The organism is Burkholderia sp. AU45274, assembly GCF_030482505.1.
GTDB lineage: Bacteria > Pseudomonadota > Gammaproteobacteria > Burkholderiales > Burkholderiaceae > Burkholderia.
In genome coordinates, this window is sequence record NZ_JAUJQE010000016.1 from 1 (window position 1) to 18,610 (window position 18,610).

An 18,610-nucleotide genomic window follows, 5' to 3' on the forward strand; every position below is an offset into this window, starting at 1 on the left:
CACTTATCGGCTGTTAATTTTTAAAGAGCATTCTGCGAGGAACTTCGTGCTTCCCAGCAGCGCTGCGTTTTCAGCAGCAGAGAAGCGAGATTATGAACCGTGTTTCGCAGTTCGTCAACAACTTTTTTACTGCATCGTTGCGACTGCGGGGCTCAACTTCCAGGCCAGCTGCGCGCTCCAGACTTCAGCACACCGCCCACCTTGCTTCCCTTCTCCCGCGCCGCGTTTCCGTTAGCGCGAAAGAGGCGTGATTCTAAGCACCCGCCCCCGTCTACGCAAGCCCCTTTGTGAAAATATTTTGAAAAGCCCCCGTGCGCTCACGCGCACGGGGGCTTGGGGCTCGACGGGCCACGCATCGCAACGCGAGCCCCCTCTATTGATGTGACGTATGCCTGTCGTCCCCCTCTATATATGAGGTCGCGGAACGGACAAGGAAGCGGGTGCCGTCGAGTATCATGCCGCGACCGAACCACGCATTCATATCCACGATGGACAGCACCTCTCAATCCGGCGACGCCGACCTTCGCGACGAATATGCAGCGCTGCGCGAGCGCGCCATCATCCTGGAAGAACAGGCCCCACCGCTTCTGCAGCGCATCTCGGATGTATTGCCGCGGATCAGCGGTGAATCCGAACTGGCGGACGAGCATCGCGAGCGACTCGTCGGCGCGCGCAACGCAGCGATGGTCTCGATCGAAAACTATCAGCAGGCGATTCCTTTCCTGCAGACGGCCGACTCGATCATCGAGCAACTGGACAAGACGCCCGAGCGCGACGAAGACATCGAGTGGCGTGAGTCGCTGCTGCAACGGCTCGACGAGCTGATCGACGTCGCAGTCGTGATGATCGACGATGCCGAAGGCTACTTCGAACAGGCGGACGCCTGCGATCTGTCCAGCATACCGAAAGCCATCCTCGAGGGTTGAGCGACGCCGCTCGGGATCGCGTAGCGCACCGGCATGATGTCGTGTGCGCCAGCCATCCCGATGTTTGCCGGCCTGCAGTCCCGGCCTGAAGCCTTCGCCGTCACGCGGGCCGCCGCCCTCCCGCAAAAGCTCACCTTTTCGCTACACCCCTCGCCCGGGCCGCGCGACACGACTACAGTGCGTCGAGAACGATCGTCTCGCTCACGATCGGCACGCGGATATATCCGCCCTCCGCATCGCCATACGCGTGCGCATTCCCGTCGATGACGCATTGCGCCGTCAACGCGCAAAGGGTCGCGTCTCGCGCATCGACGGACTTCAACGTCGACACGTCGACGCCCAGTCGTTCCAGCAATTGCCGGCGCTGGTTGCGTTTCTGCTTCGCCGATGCGACGGCCTTCCCCAGCAGCGCGCAGGTGATCGCATAAGGATAGGTTTCGAAGCTCGCGCGCCCGCCCGCATAGCGGGCGCCGGTCAGCAGCGGATAGGCATCCGCGAGCGCGCGGTAGACACGCTCTCCCATGAACATCCAGTCGAAGAAGCCTGACGTGCTTGCAACCGCCTGTTCCCGCGACGGCGTCGGAAAGCACGAGATCCGTTCGCGCGCGAGCGCCTGTTCGGCCGCGCGACGCCCGCTCCCCGTCCACCACAGGCTCGGTGCGTCGACACCCACGGCCACGACGTCATGGGCGAGGCACAGCGCAGGCACCGCCTCGGGCGCGATCCGTTCCTCGCGGTAGACGACTGTCCGTCCGCGCAGGATCACGAGATCGCACTGCTTCTTTTCGCCACCCACATCGACACCCGCCACGACCGGCGATTGCCACGTGGCGGATCCGAAGGATCGAGCGGATCGCATGCGGGCGCCTCAGTCCGCCGGCCGTGCGTCGTAGGCGGTGTCGAAGATCGCCTCGAGACCGGGATGCACCCCGCGCATCGGGTCGACGACCGACTTCGCCCAGTCGAAATACGCCTGCTTGCGCTCGAGCGGCCAGTCCGCGGGGGGATGCCGCGCGATGTCGCGCAGGTTGCAGATCTTGTCGGCCAGCTTCACGAGCTTCGCGCGCCGGCTGATGGTCGCCGCATGCTCGACCTGCAGACGCTTGCGCTCCTCCTTCGGCAATGACTTGTCGTCGGTGACTTCCATCACGATGTCCGCCACGTCCTTGCCGAACAGTCGCAGCAGTTCCTGCTCGGTCGTCTCGGTATCCTCGACCGTGTCGTGCAGCACGGCCGCGACGATCACGCGTTCGTCCTCGACGCCGGCCTCGTTGGCCAGCACATCTGCGAGCGCGATCGGATGATTGATGTACGGCGACGCTTCTTCGTCCTTGCGCCGCTGATTGCGATGCTTGTCCGCCGCGAACGCGATGGCGGCTACCAGCTTTTTCATATTCCCCCCTCGTGTGGCCTGGCCCGCGACCGGCAGAACCGGCCGCGTGCATTTCGGAACCGCACATACTACCTGTTCGTGATGACCCTGCCCGTGCGCCGGCACTCACGCATGCCCTGCGTCACGCGCCCACCGGTGCGCGCTGGAGCTCGACCACGTTGACCCGCGCGCCGAATACATCTCTCACGAGCGGCAGCAGATGGTCGTGGTGCGTCAGGAACAGCACCTGGGTTCGCGTCGACAGATCGCGCAACGCATCGAGGCCGGCCTTCGCGCGCGCATCGTCGAAGTTGATGAACAAGTCGTCGGCCACGAACGGCAGTGCGGTCCGGCTGCCGAGCTGCAACTCCAGCGCCGCGATCCGCAGTGCGAGGAACAACTGGTCGCGCGTCCCTTCGCTCAACCCGGCGACCTCGACCGATGCCCCCTGCGTCCGTCGTGCATACAGGGCGGGCGGCGTCCGTTCGGTATCGACGGTCAGCCGCGCGAACTCACCCAGCGTGAGCCCCGCGAAAATCTCACCCGCGCGCCTGAGCATCGGCCCCTGCTTCTGGTCGCGATAGCGATCCGTCGCCCACTTCAGCAACCGGCTCGCCGTGGCCGCCTCCAGATACTGCTCGGCTGCCTCGCCCATCGCCGCCAGCGCTTCCTGTCGCTTCGATTCGGCAACGGCCGCGTTCGACTGGCCGTCGATCGCGCCGAACGCCTGATCGGCCACGACCTGCTGCTGGGCAAGCTCGTTCAGCCGCTTGCCGACGTCGCCGAGCGACTGCTTCACCGCTTCGAGATGAGCCGGTACGTCGGCGATGTCCTGTTCCGCGACTTCCGCTTCGACGGCGGACCGGGACAGGCCGTCACCATCGCGCACCAGTGCCTCGTGCGCGGCATCGACCGCCTGCCGAAGCTGGCGCTGGCGATCCGAGCGTTCGGCCAGCGGCAGCGCCGCGTCGATCGACGCTACGCCGGCGAGTTGCAGCAGCGGCTGGATACGCGCATCGGCACCGGCCACCGCGGCGGCCGCATCCGCGACCTTGCCGTCGGCCTGCCGCACGGCCTCGTCGGCGCGATCGATCGCACGCGCGACTTCCCTGGCAGCCGCGAGGCGCATCGTCAGCCGACGCGCGACGTCCGGCCAGTCGCCGCTCGTCAACCATTCCGGCGCGAGCGCTTCGGCGAGCCTTCGTGCGCCCGACTCGAGCGCGGACAGCTCCGCACGGATCGCAACGATCCGGTTACGCGGCGCATCGGCATCGGCCAGTTCGACCGTCACCGCGTTGGCGAGCCCGAGCGCACCTTCCGCCGCGGCCAGCGTCGCCGCGCTCGTGGACAGCTTTGCGTCAGCCAGCGCGTCGCGCCATTGCGCATGCCACGCATCGTAGGCCGTCTGCGCGTGGCCGGCACGCGACTGTGCCGTCGCGCATCCGCGTTCCGCCTCCCGTGCGCGATCCTCCAGGCTGTCCTGCTGCGCGAGCGCTTTCTCGGCCGACTGTACGAAGGTCTCCGCGATCGCGACGAGCGCCGCCAAACCATCCGACTCACCGCCGCGCGACACGGTACGCAGTGCCGTGCGCAGCGTGGTTTCGGCACCCGCCCGCGCGGCGCGAATCGTGTCGAATTCGCGGCGCAGCCGGTCGAGATCGGCTTGCGCGGCGAACACCGTGTCGCGCTTCGCCAGCCAGTCGCCCATCGCCGCCAGCGGCATGCCGGGCACCGCGGCCGTCGTCGCGAGCGCGGCCCATGCGTCGCGATGCGCGGCGAGCTCACGCTCGCGCTCATCCAATGCGGCCTGCTTGCGCGTCACGCCGGCACGTGAGGATTCGACCTGTTGGCGCAGCGACTGCAACATCGCCGCCGCCTGCGTCGCGCCGAGCTGTGCGTCGACGAGTTCGTCCGCCAGGCGGATCGCGTCGTCGACCGCAGGTGCGCCCGTTGCGAGATCGACCGCGCCGCTGCGGATGTCGCCCCACGCGCCGTCGCGTCGCGCGCGCGCCGCCAGCACGTCGGCGGTCGTGACGACCTTGTGGTTCTCCGCGAAGTGCTTTTCCTGCAGTTCGAGCCGCTCGAGCTCTTCGAGTGCGCCGTCCCGCGCGTCGCGTGCAGCAGCGACCGCACTCGCGCGTTCGCTGTCTTCCTTCAGCAGCGTGCCGAGCCGCGCCGCCGACGGCACGTCGAGCGCACGCAGCGTATCGACCGGCATGCGCCACTGGCCGAGCGCATCGAGTGCGCCGGACAACGTGCGCTCGGCGGCGGCGATTTCCTGTTCGAGCGCCTGCTCGCGCTGGCCACTGTTGCGAAAGCCCTGCGCATCGGCCAGCGCCGCACGCAGCGCCTCCGGCACGTCGACGGTCGACAGGCGCGCCTGTTGTTCCTGCACCTGCGCAAGCTCGCGCGTGCGTTCGTCGAGCGATTCGCGCGCGCCGGCAAGCGCCTGGTGCAGCGCACCGTGTTCGCGCAACAGGTTTGCGACAGTCTTCAGCGACAACGCGGTCGGCAGCGACGCACGCAGCGACGCTTCGTCCGTCGGCCAGCCGAGCTGGGCGGCGGCTGCAAACGCGGCGGACAGGTGCCGCTCGACATCCGCGCCGAGCAGCAGCAGATCCTGCGCGTGATTCATGCACGCGCCGCGCAGCCGGTCGAGCGCTTCGATGTCGGCTTCAAGCGCCAGCGTGTCGGCGTCGGCGTCGATCGCATCGCGCGCCTGCCGTTTTGCAAGCAGGTCGGCACGCCGCTCCTCGAGCACCTTCTGTTCGGCGGCGAGATCGCCCTGCGCCTTCAGCAGGTCCGCATACGCGGTGGGCGGCAACTCGACGACCGGGCCCAGTTCCGCCAGCGCGGCGTCCTTGACCGTCAGCTCCTTCAGGTACGGTGCCAGCCGTCGCACGCGTTCGAGCTTCGAGCGCAGCGCTTCGAGCCGACGCTGTTCCGCGCGTGCCTGCTCGATCTGCTGTTCGACCGCTTCGCGCGCGTCCTTGCGTTCGACCCAGTCGCGTGTGCGCACCTGAACCGTCTTCAGTTCGGTCACGGCTTCGTTGAACGACGATTCGGCGAGTGCAAACGCGCTGCCGCTGCGGCGCGGCGCCCAGAGCTCGACCGCGCGCGCCTCGAGCTCCTCACGCACCGGCCCGAGACTGCCGACACCGGCAGCCGATTCGAACAGCACCTGGCCCAGCTTGTCGGACGCGTCGAGAATGCTCCGGCCGCCGTCGACCAGACGCCCGTGATCGAGCCCGAACATCTGTTCGAAGAATTCGCGCGTGGCGCCATCGAGAACGGCGGCGAGATAATCGTCGGGCAACTTGTCGTCGGCGGGTGTACGCAACGGACTGCGCCCGCGCGCGCGGTGGAACGCGAGTTCGCCCGTGCCGCTCTCCAGCACGCCGCCGATCCGCAGTTCAGGCGTGCTGTGCAGGAAATCGAGCGGTGTCTGCAGCTTCATCCCGAACAACAGCTCCGACACCGCCGTGCGGATCGTCGACTTGCCGGCCTCATTCGGCCCCACGATCACGTGGAAATCCTCGCCGGCCGACGGGAATCGCAGCGTCTCGTCGGTGAACTTGCCGTACTTGATCAGATCGAGCTGGTTGATCCTCATCGCTTATTCCCCCCTCGCCAGCCGCGCGAGCAACGCGGGCCCGACCTGCTCGACGAGTGCGGTCAGCTCACCCGCGCGCGCCATCGTCAACAACGGCACCTCTTCCTTCACGTCGCTGCGCACCTTGCCGACGAACGGCTTCAGGTCGCGCTCGAGCAGTTCGAGGAAATCCGGATCGCGCGCGGCGTCGGCCAAGATCTGCTTCAGGTCCTCCAGCGCTTCGAGCTGCTCGCTTTCGCCCGGCTGATGATCGGCAGCGGACGTCGCGAGCCGAACCTTCTCGAGCCACAGCCGCTCGTTGCCGATGATCCCGATCTGGTTCAGCACCTCCGCGCGCAACTGCGGCGCGCGGCCGAAAAAGAGACCATGCGCGGGCGTGCGCCCCGTGACCGTCACGCGCACCGCGCGCGGCACATGGCCGTCGACGGTCAGCAGCGCTTCCAGCGACTGGCCGATTTTTCTCGACAGGTCGGCGACGGTAAGGCAATCGGACGCGTCGACCGACACGGCTTCCCAGCGCAGCACGTCGAGATACAGGCGCTCGACCTGCGTGCGGCCCTGCTCGACCGTCACGAGCACCGCGCCGCGGCGGCCCGTCTCGCGGATATGGCGCCCCTGCAGGTTGCCGGGAAACACCACCGTGGACGGCCCCGACCATTGCTGGAATTCGTGCACGTGGCCGAGTGCCCAGTAGTCGTAGCCTTTCGCATGGAGTTCGGCCAGCGTGCAGGGCGCATAGTTCGCGTGCGCCGCATAGCCTTCGAGCGCCGTGTGCAGCACGCCGATGTTGTAGTAACCGGGCACCGGGTCCGGATAGCCGATCGCGAGATTGTCGACGACAGCCTTGTCCTTGAAGCTCTGCCCATGCAGCGCGACGTCGAATTCGGGCAGCTTGTGGGTTTCCGCCTTGCGGTGGCCGAACACGGTGACGTTGTCGGGCAGCGTCAGCTTCTTCGTCATCTCGCTTTCGGCGTCGTGGTTGCCGCCGAGCACGAACGCGCGGATGCCGGCCTTGCGCAGGCGCCCCATCTGCTGGCCGAAGAAGATGCCTGTGTTGTGGTCCTTCCAGTCGCCGTCGTACAGGTCGCCGGCGATCACGAGGAACGCGACGTCCTCTTCGATCGCACGATCCACGAGCTGCCGCAGCGCCTCGCGCGACGCGTTGCGTAACTGCGCGGCCGGCGCGTCGGGATAGGCGCTCAGGCCGTGCAACGGGCTGTCGAGGTGTATGTCTGCCGCGTGGATGAACTTCACGAAGATTCCTTTGTTTCATGACGATGGGGCCAGCGATCGACGTGCGGTGCCGCCAGCCGGGCCATCAATCGCAATCCTGGTAGCCGCCGAGTTCACCGCAATGGATGCAGCGAAACATATACGCGGTCGGTGAACCGTCCTTGTCGAGTGCGGCGAAAAAGCGCTCCCATTCGGCGCCCTCGGCGAGTCCGGTCGATGCCCGAATCGATGCAACGGCCTGCGGGTCGAGCGCGGTCAGTTCGCCTGCACCTGCCCGGCCAATGAACTGCGCGCCATCGCCGCAATGCGTCCACCACCGTTCCTGCTGCCAGCCCTGGAAGCCCGGCGTGCGGCAGGCGATTTCGTCGACGACCGCGTCAGGCACCTCATCCCATTCGCCGCCGCCGATGCCATAGGTGTCGGTAAAGACTGCATCGAGCCGCGCGTGTGCCGAACCGTCGGCGATGCACCACGGGCAGATGCGTTGCTCGTACTCGTCGACCGCATACACGGGGCCCGCGTACACGTAACCACGTGCATCGCCGCAACACACGCAGCGCGCGTCCGAGCGAATCACGCTGCCCGTTGCCAGCGGGTCGGGATGGTACCTGAAAGCGGGTAACGACATGAGGCTCTCCGTCGATCCGGATGGTGGGAGTGCACGCGATGCAAATTCGAACGGCCATTGTGCCGCAGCCCGGCCGCGTTACTGCGGAATCCCGGTCTCGACAAACGTGCCGTTCACGAAACGATAGACGCGATGCGTTGCACCGCCGTGAGAAAGAAATTCCCACCGGATGTCGATGCCGACCGGGTCGTCGCGCCACGCGATCGCCAGGTAGGGCGATTGCGCGCCACCGTCGGTGTCGAGCGAAACGGAGTCGAGGCAGCTTTGAACCGGCAGCGAGAAACGCTGCACGGCATGGGCGCCGTGCAGCTCCAGCACGTACAGCGCCCCTTCTTCGCCCGCGCCGCAATAGCCTGTCGGGTGGCTGCTCGACGAGCGGTTGACGACGACCAGCAGATAGTCTTTGCCGTCGATTCGCTTCGAACGGTCCGACGGGAATGCAACACTCGATGCATCGCGCAATGCGTGGCGAAGCGCGGCCGGCACGATCAATGCCGATTTCCGGTGGCGGGCGGCATCGACCTCGAACAACCCCGGGCGCGCCCATTCGATCGCGTGACCGTTGGCGAGCCGCACCGATTCGGGCGCCGGCGTTTCGGCGAAGGCAACGGCGGCATTCGAGGCCAGCAGCGCCAGCGCCGCGAGCTTCAACGCCATCGATTTCGTCGGGATGATCCGTGTCCGCATCAATCGCGCAGGAGGGTCGTGAAGTTCATCGCATGCGCCGGCATGCCGTTCGGGCAGCCCCGATCCAGGAACGCCCCGCGCGCGTCGTTCGTCACGACGCACGCGGCTGATCCACGAGGTGCCGTCACTCGCCGCGCGGCACCGGCGGCGGTGCATAGCCGTTGTCATTGCCGGGGAACGGATTCGCGTTGCGGCGCAGCGCTTCCTCGTCGTTCTCCTTCTGCGCGAACACCGCGACGCCGATCACGCCGACGTTCGCGGCATCGCCATACTTCGAATTCGCGACATAGCTGTCGGGCACCGCCGCGAAGCGGAACGCGGCCACTTCGTCGCGGCTCTTGCGGAAACCCTCGATCGTCAGCGTGCGGCCCGGATACAGCACGTAACCACCGTTCGTATAGCTGCCGGGCCGCCCCGACAGCACGTCGAGCCCGTCAACGCTCGACACGATCTCGAACGTACGGCGCCCCTGGTTGCGCAGCACGATCATGTAGCGCGAACCTTCGACGCCCGCCATGTGCCAGCGGCCGTCGTTGCGTGCCAGACGCAACGGCGCGCCCTTTTCGTCCGTGAACGACAGCGCGATGTCGCCGTTGGCGAGCGCGACGCGGGTCGGCAACCGGCGAACCTGGGACGCGGGAGGATGTCCGGGCAACGCGTCGTTGTAGTAGACCGACGCAAGATCCGTCGGCTTCGCCGGATCCGCGCGTTCGAAATCGACCTGGCGGGTTTCGGATCGCACCGACTCGCCCCATGCAGTGCCGAGCCCGCGGCGTTCGCTGGCGTCCGGTGCGGCGGCGGATGCGCTGGTACTGCCGGACGGCGGGGGCGACCCTGCGCAGGCGGCCAGCCAGAGCGCGCAGGCGAGCGCGAGAAGACGGAACAGGATGGTCATGACGTGAGGCCTCGGAATGTTATCGGGCCGCGCCGGACTGGCCGGAACGGCGTTTTGGTGTCGTCTGTCGTCACGATGTCGATCGGACATGCTGGCCCGTATCGGACGGCGCCGCGATCGCGGCGGCCCGGCAACCGGGAGCCTCGCTATTTAAGCATGGCCGGCGGGCGATGGGCAGGGGGTGCACACGCCGCCCGTTGCCGGTGCGTGCCGGCAGGCGGGCAGGCCCGTCGCGCGCCGGATGGGTGGCGAGCGCCGACGCATCCCGGTATCAAGGAAGGGATGAACGGCGCGCCGCGCGCGCCCATAAAGAAGCCCGGCCCGCATCGAAGCGGGCCGGGCTCTGTCGGGCAGCGTGACGCTTACAGCGCGCCGCCTTGCGCCGACGCCGAACCCTTCACGCCGACCGATGCGCCACCCTGCACCGAGTTCGTCGCGCCGTCGAGCGCCTCGCCGGCCTTCGCCTTCGCGCCGCCGGCAACGTCGCCTGCCGTCGACACCGCGCCTTGCACATGGCTCTTTGCCGTGCCGGCGACGTGCTTCACGTGCGATTTCGTCGAGTGGACGGCCGATGCGGCGGCATCCTTCGCGGTGCCCGCTGCCGAGCCGACCGCATGCGTCGCACCGCCAACCGCGTCGCCGGCCGCCGAGCCCACGCCGCCGACCGTCTTGCCGACGCCGTTCAGCGCGCCGCCAACGACGTTGCCCGCGCCCGAACCCGAGCCTGCCGCATTCGCGCCGGCGCCAGCCTGCACGCCCACGCCGCCGCCGAGCAGCGGCGTCTGAACCTGCGCGCCGACACCTGCGGAACCCTGGGCACCGGTCTGGGCCGTCTGTGCGAACGCAGCCGAAGTCGCCATCGCCGTCAGTGCAGCACCCACCAGAATCGTACGAATCGTGTTCATGGTCATTCTCCCCAAAGACGTTGTTGCTGCGGGCCGCCTTCGTGCGGCTTGTCGCATGCCTTGCCGCGACGTGCGGCAGGTGGAGCTAATGTAGCGGCGCGGACGAGCAAAACGACTGATTTGCGGGGACTGTTACTTCCGTTGCAAATGCTGACGATTGCCTCACATAGTTTGACAATCGGGGGCTTGCGGCGGAATTGGGCGGTGGATCGAGTGAACCTGGAGGCGTGCCGCGTGGACCACGCCGCAGCCGATCGGGAAAACAGGCCGGCAAAACGCCTCGCAGGGAAACCGGCCGCTTCGATAAGCATTCCAAAGAACGTGTGTCGGCCAGCCATCAGTGCAGCCCGACAACCCGCTCCTCGCGATGAGTTCGATATCGTCGGATACGCATGCCACCGCACCGGCGTCCCCCGCTGCGCCGAACGCGAGCTTGAACGCCTTTTCCGTCAGCGCGCTCACGGCCTGCTGGTCGACCGCTGTGCCGGGATCGCCGTCGACTTCGTCGAACGACGCCATCCACTGCGCATCGAACGGCTCGGCATCGCGACTGTCCAGCGCACGGTCGCAATCCAGGTCGCCGAGGAAATCGAAAAAGCCCGGCACCGACAGGATGGCATCCATGTCAAGCAGATGCGCGTTCGTCATTGCGACTCCTTCACGATGCGCGGCCCCGACTGCCCGTTGATGCATACAGGCAGTTCGGGGCCGCGCGTCCTGCCCGGTTACGGCCGGAACGTATCGCCGAGCACGACGCCTTCACGCCGCGGATCGGTGCCGCCCTGCAACGCGGGCGACTGGCCGACCGTTACGCGCATCACGGTATTGACGCCGCTCGCCTGCGCGGACGTCGACACCTTGTGCCCGAGCGCGAGCAGCCCCGTGATCAGCGGATCGTTCGCCCCGTTGTTCGCCGTGTTGACGTTCGGGTGCTCGCCGCCGATCGTGGTCGTCGGGCTGTTGCTCGCGCCGAAGTCGACGAGCCCCGCCGACTGCTGCGCGTCGAGCCCCCAGTCGAGCGCGCCGACGAGCGTCTTGACCACATATTGCGGAATCGTGCCCCCGCCCGGCGAACCGGTCGCCATCACGAAATCGCCGCGCGAACCGTCCGCGGCCTGCCCGAACACGATCGTCGGCGCCATCGAGCTGCGCGGCCGCTTGCCCGGCTGCAGGCGGTTGGCCACCGGATTGCCCGCGCTATCGACCGGGTTCGCGGAAAAATCGGTCAGCTGGTTGTTCAGCAGGAAGCCGTTGGTCATGTGGAACGAGCCCATGCTCGACTCGACCGTCGTCGTTGCGCTCAGCACGTTGCCGTCGCCGTCGACGATCGTGAACTGGTTCGTGCCGTGCTCGATCAGCGTCGTGTCGACGCCGAGCGGCACCGCGCCCAGATTGCCGGGCTGTGCGGTGCCCATGCTCTTGGTCGGGTCGATCAACGCCGCGCGCGATTTCAGATACGGCTTGTTCAGCAGCGTGTTCCACGTGCCGCCCGGCAGCGGCACGAAATCCGTATCGGCCACGTACTTGTCGCGGTCGGCATACGCAAGCCGCTCCGCCTCGGTGATGAGGTGCACGCCCGCGACGGTCGGCTTGCCGCCTTCGAGATCGATCGCCGTCGGCTTCAGCGACTTCAGGTCGTAATTCTCGAGAATGCCGAGCGCCGACGCGACCGCGATGCCGCCCGACGACGGCGGCGGCATCCCGCATACCCAGTAGCTGCGATACGTCGTGCACACCGGATCGCGGCGCTTCGCCTGGTACGCGGCCAGGTCGGCGACGGTCGTCTTGCCCGGCGTGAGCGTCGACCCGTCCGCGCCCTTCGTCGTCGCGATCTTCGCAACGATGTCCTGCGCGATCTGCCCCGTGTACAGCGCGTTCGCACCCGACTGCGCCATCAGCGTCAGCGTGCGCGCATAGGCCGGATTCTTCAGCACGGTGCCGAGCGTCTTCGGCGACCCGTCGGCGTTCAGGAAATACGCGGCGGCCTCGGGGTCGCGCTTCAGGTTCGCGGCGTTCGCCGCAATCGCGTCGGCGAGCCGGCCACCGATCGGGAAGCCGTTGGTCGCGAGCGTGATCGCATCGCCGAACAGGTTCTGCCACGGCAGGCGGCCGTGATCCTGCTGCAGCGCCTCGATCAGCCTCGGCACGCCGATCGTGCCGATCGAGCGGCCGCTCGCCCGTGCGTTCGGCAGCGGCGCGGAGTGGTCGGTCGCGTCATCGACGTAGCGCAGGTAGTTCTCCGTCGCGGCCGCCGGCGCGGTTTCCCGGCCGTCGTACGCCTGCAGCGTCTTGCCGCGCGCATCGTAGTAGAGCAGCACGCCGCCGGACCCGAGGCCCGTTGCCTCGGGCACGGTCAGGCCGAGCACGGCCTGCACGGCGACCGCCGCGTCGGCGGCCGTGCCGCCCTTCTTCAGCACCGCGCAGCCGGCCGCGCTCGCGTACGCGTTCGACGTGGCCACCAGATAGGTCTTCGCATAGACCGGCTTCATCCCGGTGCGATAGCCCGACGACGCTTCCGGCAGCGACGGGTCGCCCGGCTGGTTAGAGCCCACCACGACCGTCGCGCCGCTGTTGTCGACCGCGAGACAGCTCGCATCGGTGGAAGGTGTCGGCGTGCGGCCTGCGTCGTTCTCGACGTCGCCGCCGCATGCCGTCAACAGGGCGGCCGCGAGCAACGCGGACGCATACGGAAAAATCGCTGTTCTGTTCATTGTCTGCCGATGTTCTCGTAGGTCGTTGCGATGGACATCACACTGCCTGCGACCCCCTCGGTGCGCCGGCAACGCGTTCGATAGTCCCATGAACGAATTTTTTTCCGCAATAAGGGATTGGCGTAGCGCGGCCGGATGTTATGTACGCAACGTCACCGATTTCGCACGCGGGTTCGCGTGCTGCACTGCATCGCAATGCGATGCGCCCACGCGGCCGATGGCGTTACTTTGCTGCCCGTCGGCGCTTGCCGGCTGCGCCGCCGGCGCGCGCGAATCCGCTCTCCATCGCTTCGATCGCCTCGGAGAAGAAATCGAGAAACATCGTCATCGCGACGGTCGCGCTCATGTCGGCCCGCTGATAGATGCAGCTGAACGAACGCGCCCCCGCATCGGCAAGCGGCGTCCACGCGAGCCGGCCGGCGGCCACGTCGTCCGCGACGTTCTCGGCGATCAGGAAGCCGACACCCGCGCCTTCGGCCGCGAGGCGCCGCACCATCGGCACCGAGCCCGTCTCGATCAGCGGCCGCACGTTGCGCGGCTGCCGCGCATCGATCTGGTCGAACATCGCGCGCAGCTCCGTGTCGGGCGTCATCAGGATCAGCGGATGCGCGAAACAGTCGCGCAGCCGCACCTTGCCGCCGGACGCCGCGAGCGGATGGCCGGGCGCCGTGACGACACCCAGCGGCTGTGCGAACGCGCGCACCTCGACGACGCCCGCCGCCGTGCGCCGGCGCAACGCATAGCCGATGTCGGCCTCGCCTGTCTCGACCCAGCGCACGATGCTCTCGCCGTTTCCCGAACGCACGCTGTATGTGACGCCCGGATAGCGCTGCATCGCAGCGAGGATCGCGTCGGGCACGAGCCTTTCCGCGGTCGACGCGGGTACCGCCAGGTTCACGTGCCCGCGACGCAGCGCACGCAGGTCCTCGACCTGCGTGAGCGCGTTGTCGAAGTCGCGCTGGCCGCGCCGCACGGCCGCGATCACGATCTCGCCGGCGAGCGTCAACTGCATGCCGCGCGGCAGCCGGTCGAACAGCGGCACGCCGACCTGATCCTCGAGATTGCGGATCTGCTGGTGCACCGCCGCAGCGGTCAGGTGCAGCGCGTCGGCCGCCTTGCGAATCGAGCCGCGCCTCGCGACCTCGTCGAAACAGCGGAATGTCTGCGATATCGAACGCATGCAAGGTCCGTTAGATTTTTCCGAACAGGCCGTCAAGAATAATCCAATTTTACTGACCGTCCGGATCGTCTAGATTCCGCTGCATCCCCGCATCCGATTCGAATGGAGACCGCAGTGACAACCGTCGACCAGATTACCCAGCGCCGCCGTGGCGTCGGCCTCATCGCCCACGATCCCGCCCTGTCCGCGGGTGGCTATACGCTCATCGCGCCGCAGACGGCCGACGGCAACGTCTATCTCGTCGGCATCGACGGCGAAGTCGTCCATCAGTGGAAGATGCCCGTGCGCCCCGGCCGCCATGCGGTGATCCTCCCGAATGGCAACCTCGGCTACAACGGCAACCATCCGCAATCCGAATCGCGCTATGCGCCGTGGTCGATGTGGCATGGCGGCGACTTCTACGAAGTCACGCCGCAAGGCGAAACCGTATGGCGCTACGAGGATCCCGCGCACCACCACGATGCGCAGTGGCTGCCGAACGGCAACCTGCTCTACGCCGCGTGCGAGCCGGTCGACGCCGCGTTCGCGCGGCGCGTGCCCGGCGGCACGCAGCACGGCGACGACGAAGTGATGTATGCGGACGTGATCCGCGAAGTGAACCGGGCCGGGCAGATCGTCTGGGAATGGCATGCGCGCGACCATCTGCGGCCCGAGGATTTCCCGATTGCGGCCGGTTTCGGGCGCTATCACTGGCCGCTCGTCAACGGCCTCGCGGTTGATGCGAACGGCCGCGTGCTGATGAGCCTGCGCACGACGTCGGGCATCATCGGCGTGAATCGCGAAACCGGCCGCGTCGACCTGCGGATCGGGCCCGACGTCGTGTCGCACCAGCATGCGCCGGTGCCGCTTCCGAACGGCAACATCCTCGCGTTCGACAACGGCAATTTCCGCCACGGCGCGCACGTCGTGTTCTCGCGCGTCGTCGAGATCGATCCGGCAACGCAGCGCGTCGTGTGGTCGTATGCGGATGACGTCGTGAACCTGTTCTACACGCCGTTCATGGGCAACGCGCAACGCTTGCCGAACGGCAACACGCACGTCACCGAATCGTCGACGGGCCGGCTGTTCGAAGTGACGCCCGCCGGCGAGGTCGTCTGGGAATACGTGATTCCGTGGTTCGCCGAATACCCGGACGAAGCCGCGCGCAAGACCGGCCCCGGGCAGCTCAACAGCGTATTCCAGACGTTCCGCTACAGCGCCGCGCAACTGCCCTGGCTGCGGGCCTGACCGTTCGTTCACCGCCGGTTTCCGGCGCTCGTCGCCGTTCGCTTCGAAGGGGCCTGCCGTGTCGCACGATCCGATCTCAACCCCCATCGACGCACGGCTGCCCGCCTGGCAACTCGCGCTGTTCGGGCTGCAGCACGTGCTGTCGATGGCCGCGTCCCCGATCACGGCCGTGTTCCTGATCGCAAAAGTGCTCGCGCTGCCGGCGGACCTGACGGTCCAGCTGATCGGCGCGACGTTCTTCGCGTGCGGGATCGGCACGTTGGTCCAATCGCTCGGCGTCGGCGCGATCGGCGCACGCATGCCGTTCGTGATGGTGCCCGGCGGTGCACCAACGATGCTGTTCGCCGGCATCGCCGCGCAATCGGGCCTGCCGACGGCGGCCGGCTCGGCGTTGCTCGCCAGCGCGTTCTACTGGGTGCTGTTGCCCGTCTTCACGCGCTGTCTGCGGCTCTTTCCGCGCATCGTCGTCGGCGCGATGCTGCTGCTCGTGTCGGTCAACCTGATCCGGATCTACGCGGTGATCGTCGTCGGCCAGCCCGGTTCGGCCGACTTTGCCCAGCCGCGCGCGCTCGGTCTCGCGCTGGCGACGATCGTCGCCACCGTCGTCGTGGCCGGTACGTTTCGCGGCACGCTCGGGCGTCTCGCGGTGCTGATCGGCCTGACGGCCGGTGCGACGCTCGGCTGGGCGCTCGATGCGATGCCGGCGCTCGCCGACGTGTGGCACGGCCCGCTGTTCACTCATCCGGTATGGCTGCCGTTCGGGATGCCGCGCTTCGACGTGCTGGCCGCGCTGCCGCTGTTGATCTTCACGGCGATCTCGATGGCCGAGGCCACCGCGCAGACGGTCGCCGTCGGTGAAACGTGCGGCAAGGCGATCTCGCTGTCGCGCGACGTGCCGAAGACGATACGCGGCGATGCGCTGGCGTCGCTGGCCGGCGCGCTGTTCGGCACGCCGTTGATCGTGACCAGCGCCGAAAATATCGGTGTCGTGCAGACGACCGGCGTGCGCTCGCGCTACGTGACGGCCGCCGCCGGCGCGATCCTGATCGTCATCGCGCTGTTCGCGCCGCTCGCGCGGCTCGCCTATGCGGTTCCGGCCGCCGTGGTCGGTGGCACCGCGCTGGTCGTGTTCGCAATGATCGGCGTGATGGGCATCCGGTTGCTCGCCAGCGTCGACCTGCACGCGCGCGCCAACCAGTACACGCTCGCGGCCGCGCTCGTCGTCGGCCTTGCGCCGATCCTGGTGCCGAACCTGTATCGCCATTTCGGCTCGCCGGTGCAGATCGTGCTCGGCAACGGCATGGCGGCCGGCACGCTCGCGGCCATTGCAACGCAACTGGCGTTCGCTGCGCTGGCGCGACTGAGCGGACAGGCGGGAACGGCAGCGGCAACTGCGCCTTCGCGCGACGCCTGACGGCGACGGCCGGCAGCGCGACACGCGCGCAAGCCCCGCTTGACGACTCCCGTCGTTCGACCGACAATCGCCGCTCCCTCCTGGCGCGGGCACTCGATCCAGCCGGCGTGTGCGTCTCCTCGACGCCGCCCCGGCTTCAGGTTTTCCAGTCCCGATCTCCGCGCCGCCGTGCCACGCACGCAAACCACCGGCCCCGCCGGACACGCTCACGCAGGTATCGCTCCGAACGCCGGCTGATCGCCGCGCGGTCGCGCTTTCGCCTGCCCATTCATTTCGGAGTCCATTATGATGGTTCGTCTTTCCAAGGCAGCCATGGTGCTTGCCATGGCCTTTTTCGCGTCGCTCGTCGCGTTCGGCAACATCACCGACTACGCGACGAATTTCGCGTTCGTGCATCACGTGTTCCTGATGGACACGACGTTCCCCGGCAACGGGATCATGTATCGCGCGATCGGCACGACGTGGGTTCATCACGCCGGCTATGTCGGCATCATCTCGATGGAAACGCTGACGGCCGTGCTGTGCTGGATCGGCGGTGTCCGCCTGCTGCGCGCGCGACGCGCCGGCGATACGGCATTCCGCGCGGCCAAGGCGTATGCGATCGCCGGCCTGACGCTCGGCTTCCTCACGTGGCAGGTCGCCTTCATGTCGGTCGGCGGCGAGTGGTTCGGCATGTGGATGTCGAAGCAATGGAACGGCGTGCCGGACGCGTTCCGCTTCTTCATCACGCTGCTGCTCGTGCTGGTCTACCTGACGATGAACAACGACGGCATCGACGACACGCATACCGCGCACTGACACGTCGCTTGCATCGGGCCGGGCGGCCAACAGGACATCGGGACGATTGCCGGCGTGACCGCGTCCGGCTATAAATCGTGCATGGACACGAATCGCTGGATTCACGACCCCGTCGGCGCCTTTCGCGCGTGGCAGGAAACCGCCGCGACCGGCGCCGATCGCCGGCCGTTCGCGCCGCGATCGGTCGTGCAGCACGTCGCGATGTTCGAACGGTTCCTGCGTTACCTGACCGAACGACGCGTGTCGCTGGCCACGTTCGGACCCGACCACGTCGCGGCCTTCCTGGCGGAACTCGATCGCACCTGCGCGCCCGGCACGTCGACCCGCGTGCGCTACGCGAAGCTGATCGACCGGCTGGGCCGGCATCTGGTCGACGCCGGCGTGCGCACGATCCATCCGGGCGGCCGGACGACGCGCGATTTCGCATGGCCGGACGGCGAACCCGAGCCGTGCTATCTGCCGCCTGATGTCGACGCGGCGCTGCAGCGCCACGTGCAGCCGCGGGCAAACGACACGCCCACCGACTGCCGGAATCGCGCGATCATCGCGCTGCTGCTGGCGAGCGGCATCACGTCGGCCGAGATACGGGCGACGACCTGCGACGCGCCCGATCTCGACGCACAGCCGCCTGCGCTCGCCGTGCCGCGCGATCGGGCGCGGCCGGCGCGCCGAATCACGCTCGCCGAATTTGCGCTGGCGCCGCTCGCCGCATGGCGGGTGCGCTCGGCAGACATGCCGGCATCCGCGTTGCTGTTTCCCGCGCCGCGCGGCGGTGGCGCGATGAACGACATGTTCTTGCTGCTCGTGGTGCGCGACGCGCTGACCGCGATCGGTTTCCACGCGGCGGACATGAGCCCGCGCGTGCTGCGCAATACGTATGCGCGCCGCCAGTTGCTTGAAGGCCACGCGCATGCCGACGTCAGTGCGATGCTCGGTCTCGTCAGCACGCGAACAGTCACGCGCATCCGGCAGACGCTGCCGCCCGATGCGGCCGCGGACCGCGCCGCGCACGAGCGCTGAT

16 protein-coding genes are annotated in these 18,610 nt (G+C 67.7%); 5 read left to right on the plus strand and 11 right to left on the minus strand.

Annotated elements, in window-relative coordinates; translation table 11 throughout:
• Window positions 1-455 precede the first annotated feature (455 nt).
• Complete coding sequence (locus QZM35_RS34370; RefSeq protein WP_089433997.1) at window positions 456-926, plus strand: ATPase; 471 nt, start codon at window positions 456-458, stop codon at window positions 924-926.
• A gap of 172 nt (window positions 927-1,098) precedes the next feature.
• Here the strand turns inward: QZM35_RS34370 and QZM35_RS34375 are convergent, their stop codons facing one another.
• The 11 genes from QZM35_RS34375 to QZM35_RS34425 all read right to left on the minus strand — a co-directional run bounded on the left by QZM35_RS34375 (window position 1,099) and on the right by QZM35_RS34425 (window position 14,150).
• On the minus strand, window positions 1,099-1,785 hold the full coding sequence (locus QZM35_RS34375) for a DUF429 domain-containing protein (RefSeq protein WP_089430068.1): 687 nt from the start codon (window positions 1,783-1,785) through the stop codon (window positions 1,099-1,101).
• A 9-nt stretch (window positions 1,786-1,794) separates the two neighbouring features.
• Window positions 1,795-2,319, minus strand: coding sequence for an HD domain-containing protein (locus QZM35_RS34380; protein WP_043185438.1), 525 nt, complete (start codon window positions 2,317-2,319; stop codon window positions 1,795-1,797).
• 121 nt (window positions 2,320-2,440) lie between these two features.
• Window positions 2,441-5,911 (minus strand): YhaN family protein, encoded by a 3,471-nt coding sequence (locus QZM35_RS34385; RefSeq protein ID WP_301777588.1) that lies wholly within the window; start codon window positions 5,909-5,911, stop codon window positions 2,441-2,443.
• A gap of 3 nt (window positions 5,912-5,914) precedes the next feature.
• Window positions 5,915-7,165 carry a DNA repair exonuclease gene (locus tag QZM35_RS34390; protein ID WP_089433994.1) on the minus strand — a complete coding sequence of 417 codons (1,251 nt, stop codon included), beginning with the start codon at window positions 7,163-7,165 and terminating at the stop codon, window positions 5,915-5,917.
• A gap of 64 nt (window positions 7,166-7,229) precedes the next feature.
• Entirely contained in the window at window positions 7,230-7,772 is a 543-nt protein-coding gene (locus tag QZM35_RS34395; protein ID WP_301777589.1) for a CbrC family protein, read from the minus strand.
• 78 nt (window positions 7,773-7,850) lie between these two features.
• A complete protein-coding gene (locus tag QZM35_RS34400; RefSeq protein WP_089430064.1) occupies window positions 7,851-8,429 on the minus strand; it encodes a hypothetical protein in 579 nt (192 codons plus the stop codon).
• A 154-nt stretch (window positions 8,430-8,583) separates the two neighbouring features.
• Window positions 8,584-9,354 (minus strand): hypothetical protein, encoded by a 771-nt coding sequence (locus tag QZM35_RS34405; protein WP_089433991.1) that lies wholly within the window; start codon window positions 9,352-9,354, stop codon window positions 8,584-8,586.
• Between the two features lie 362 nt (window positions 9,355-9,716).
• A complete protein-coding gene (locus tag QZM35_RS34410) occupies window positions 9,717-10,259 on the minus strand; it encodes a hypothetical protein (RefSeq protein ID WP_089433990.1) in 543 nt (180 codons plus the stop codon).
• 162 nt (window positions 10,260-10,421) lie between these two features.
• Window positions 10,422-10,907: a hypothetical protein gene (locus tag QZM35_RS34415; RefSeq protein WP_301777590.1), complete on the minus strand. Its 486-nt coding sequence runs from the start codon at window positions 10,905-10,907 to the stop codon at window positions 10,422-10,424.
• 77 nt (window positions 10,908-10,984) lie between these two features.
• A complete protein-coding gene (locus tag QZM35_RS34420) occupies window positions 10,985-12,970 on the minus strand; it encodes a gamma-glutamyltransferase family protein (protein ID WP_301777591.1) in 1,986 nt (661 codons plus the stop codon).
• A gap of 223 nt (window positions 12,971-13,193) precedes the next feature.
• The gene (locus tag QZM35_RS34425; protein ID WP_301777592.1) at window positions 13,194-14,150 is read right to left on the minus strand and encodes a LysR family transcriptional regulator; all 957 of its coding nucleotides are present in this window, start codon (window positions 14,148-14,150) and stop codon (window positions 13,194-13,196) included.
• A gap of 102 nt (window positions 14,151-14,252) precedes the next feature.
• Here QZM35_RS34425 and QZM35_RS34430 point away from each other — a divergent pair, with 102 nt between their 5' ends.
• The 4 genes from QZM35_RS34430 (at window position 14,253) to QZM35_RS34445 (ending at window position 18,609) form a co-directional block, all read left to right on the plus strand.
• Window positions 14,253-15,377 (plus strand): aryl-sulfate sulfotransferase, encoded by a 1,125-nt coding sequence (locus QZM35_RS34430; RefSeq protein WP_301777593.1) that lies wholly within the window; start codon window positions 14,253-14,255, stop codon window positions 15,375-15,377.
• A gap of 58 nt (window positions 15,378-15,435) precedes the next feature.
• Window positions 15,436-16,791 carry a uracil-xanthine permease family protein gene (locus QZM35_RS34435; RefSeq protein ID WP_174975658.1) on the plus strand — a complete coding sequence of 452 codons (1,356 nt, stop codon included), beginning with the start codon at window positions 15,436-15,438 and terminating at the stop codon, window positions 16,789-16,791.
• Window positions 16,792-17,076: 285 nt separating this feature from the next.
• Window positions 17,077-17,589, plus strand: coding sequence for a DUF2165 family protein (locus tag QZM35_RS34440; RefSeq protein WP_089430057.1), 513 nt, complete (start codon window positions 17,077-17,079; stop codon window positions 17,587-17,589).
• Window positions 17,590-17,670: 81 nt separating this feature from the next.
• The gene (locus tag QZM35_RS34445) at window positions 17,671-18,609 is read left to right on the plus strand and encodes a site-specific integrase (RefSeq protein ID WP_174975659.1); all 939 of its coding nucleotides are present in this window, start codon (window positions 17,671-17,673) and stop codon (window positions 18,607-18,609) included.
• The last annotated feature ends 1 nt before the right edge of the window (window position 18,610 follow it).

Excerpts from the sequence above, each read along its gene's own strand:
- QZM35_RS34370 (WP_089433997.1), top strand. The coding sequence starts at position 456 with ATGCCGCGACCGAACCACGCATTCATATCCACGATGGACAGCACCTCT.
- QZM35_RS34375 (WP_089430068.1), bottom strand. The coding sequence starts at position 1,785 with ATGCGATCCGCTCGATCCTTCGGATCCGCCACGTGGCAATCGCCGGTC.
- QZM35_RS34380 (WP_043185438.1), bottom strand. The coding sequence starts at position 2,319 with ATGAAAAAGCTGGTAGCCGCCATCGCGTTCGCGGCGGACAAGCATCGC.
- QZM35_RS34385 (WP_301777588.1), bottom strand. The coding sequence starts at position 5,911 with ATGAGGATCAACCAGCTCGATCTGATCAAGTACGGCAAGTTCACCGAC.
- QZM35_RS34395 (WP_301777589.1), bottom strand. The coding sequence starts at position 7,772 with ATGTCGTTACCCGCTTTCAGGTACCATCCCGACCCGCTGGCAACGGGC.
- QZM35_RS34400 (WP_089430064.1), bottom strand. The coding sequence starts at position 8,429 with ATGGCGTTGAAGCTCGCGGCGCTGGCGCTGCTGGCCTCGAATGCCGCC.
- QZM35_RS34405 (WP_089433991.1), bottom strand. The coding sequence starts at position 9,354 with ATGACCATCCTGTTCCGTCTTCTCGCGCTCGCCTGCGCGCTCTGGCTG.
- QZM35_RS34410 (WP_089433990.1), bottom strand. The coding sequence starts at position 10,259 with ATGAACACGATTCGTACGATTCTGGTGGGTGCTGCACTGACGGCGATG.
- QZM35_RS34415 (WP_301777590.1), bottom strand. The coding sequence starts at position 10,907 with ATGACGAACGCGCATCTGCTTGACATGGATGCCATCCTGTCGGTGCCG.
- QZM35_RS34420 (WP_301777591.1), bottom strand. The coding sequence starts at position 12,970 with ATGAACAGAACAGCGATTTTTCCGTATGCGTCCGCGTTGCTCGCGGCC.
- QZM35_RS34425 (WP_301777592.1), bottom strand. The coding sequence starts at position 14,150 with ATGCGTTCGATATCGCAGACATTCCGCTGTTTCGACGAGGTCGCGAGG.
- QZM35_RS34430 (WP_301777593.1), top strand. The coding sequence starts at position 14,253 with ATGGAGACCGCAGTGACAACCGTCGACCAGATTACCCAGCGCCGCCGT.
- QZM35_RS34440 (WP_089430057.1), top strand. The coding sequence starts at position 17,077 with ATGATGGTTCGTCTTTCCAAGGCAGCCATGGTGCTTGCCATGGCCTTT.
- QZM35_RS34445 (WP_174975659.1), top strand. The coding sequence starts at position 17,671 with ATGGACACGAATCGCTGGATTCACGACCCCGTCGGCGCCTTTCGCGCG.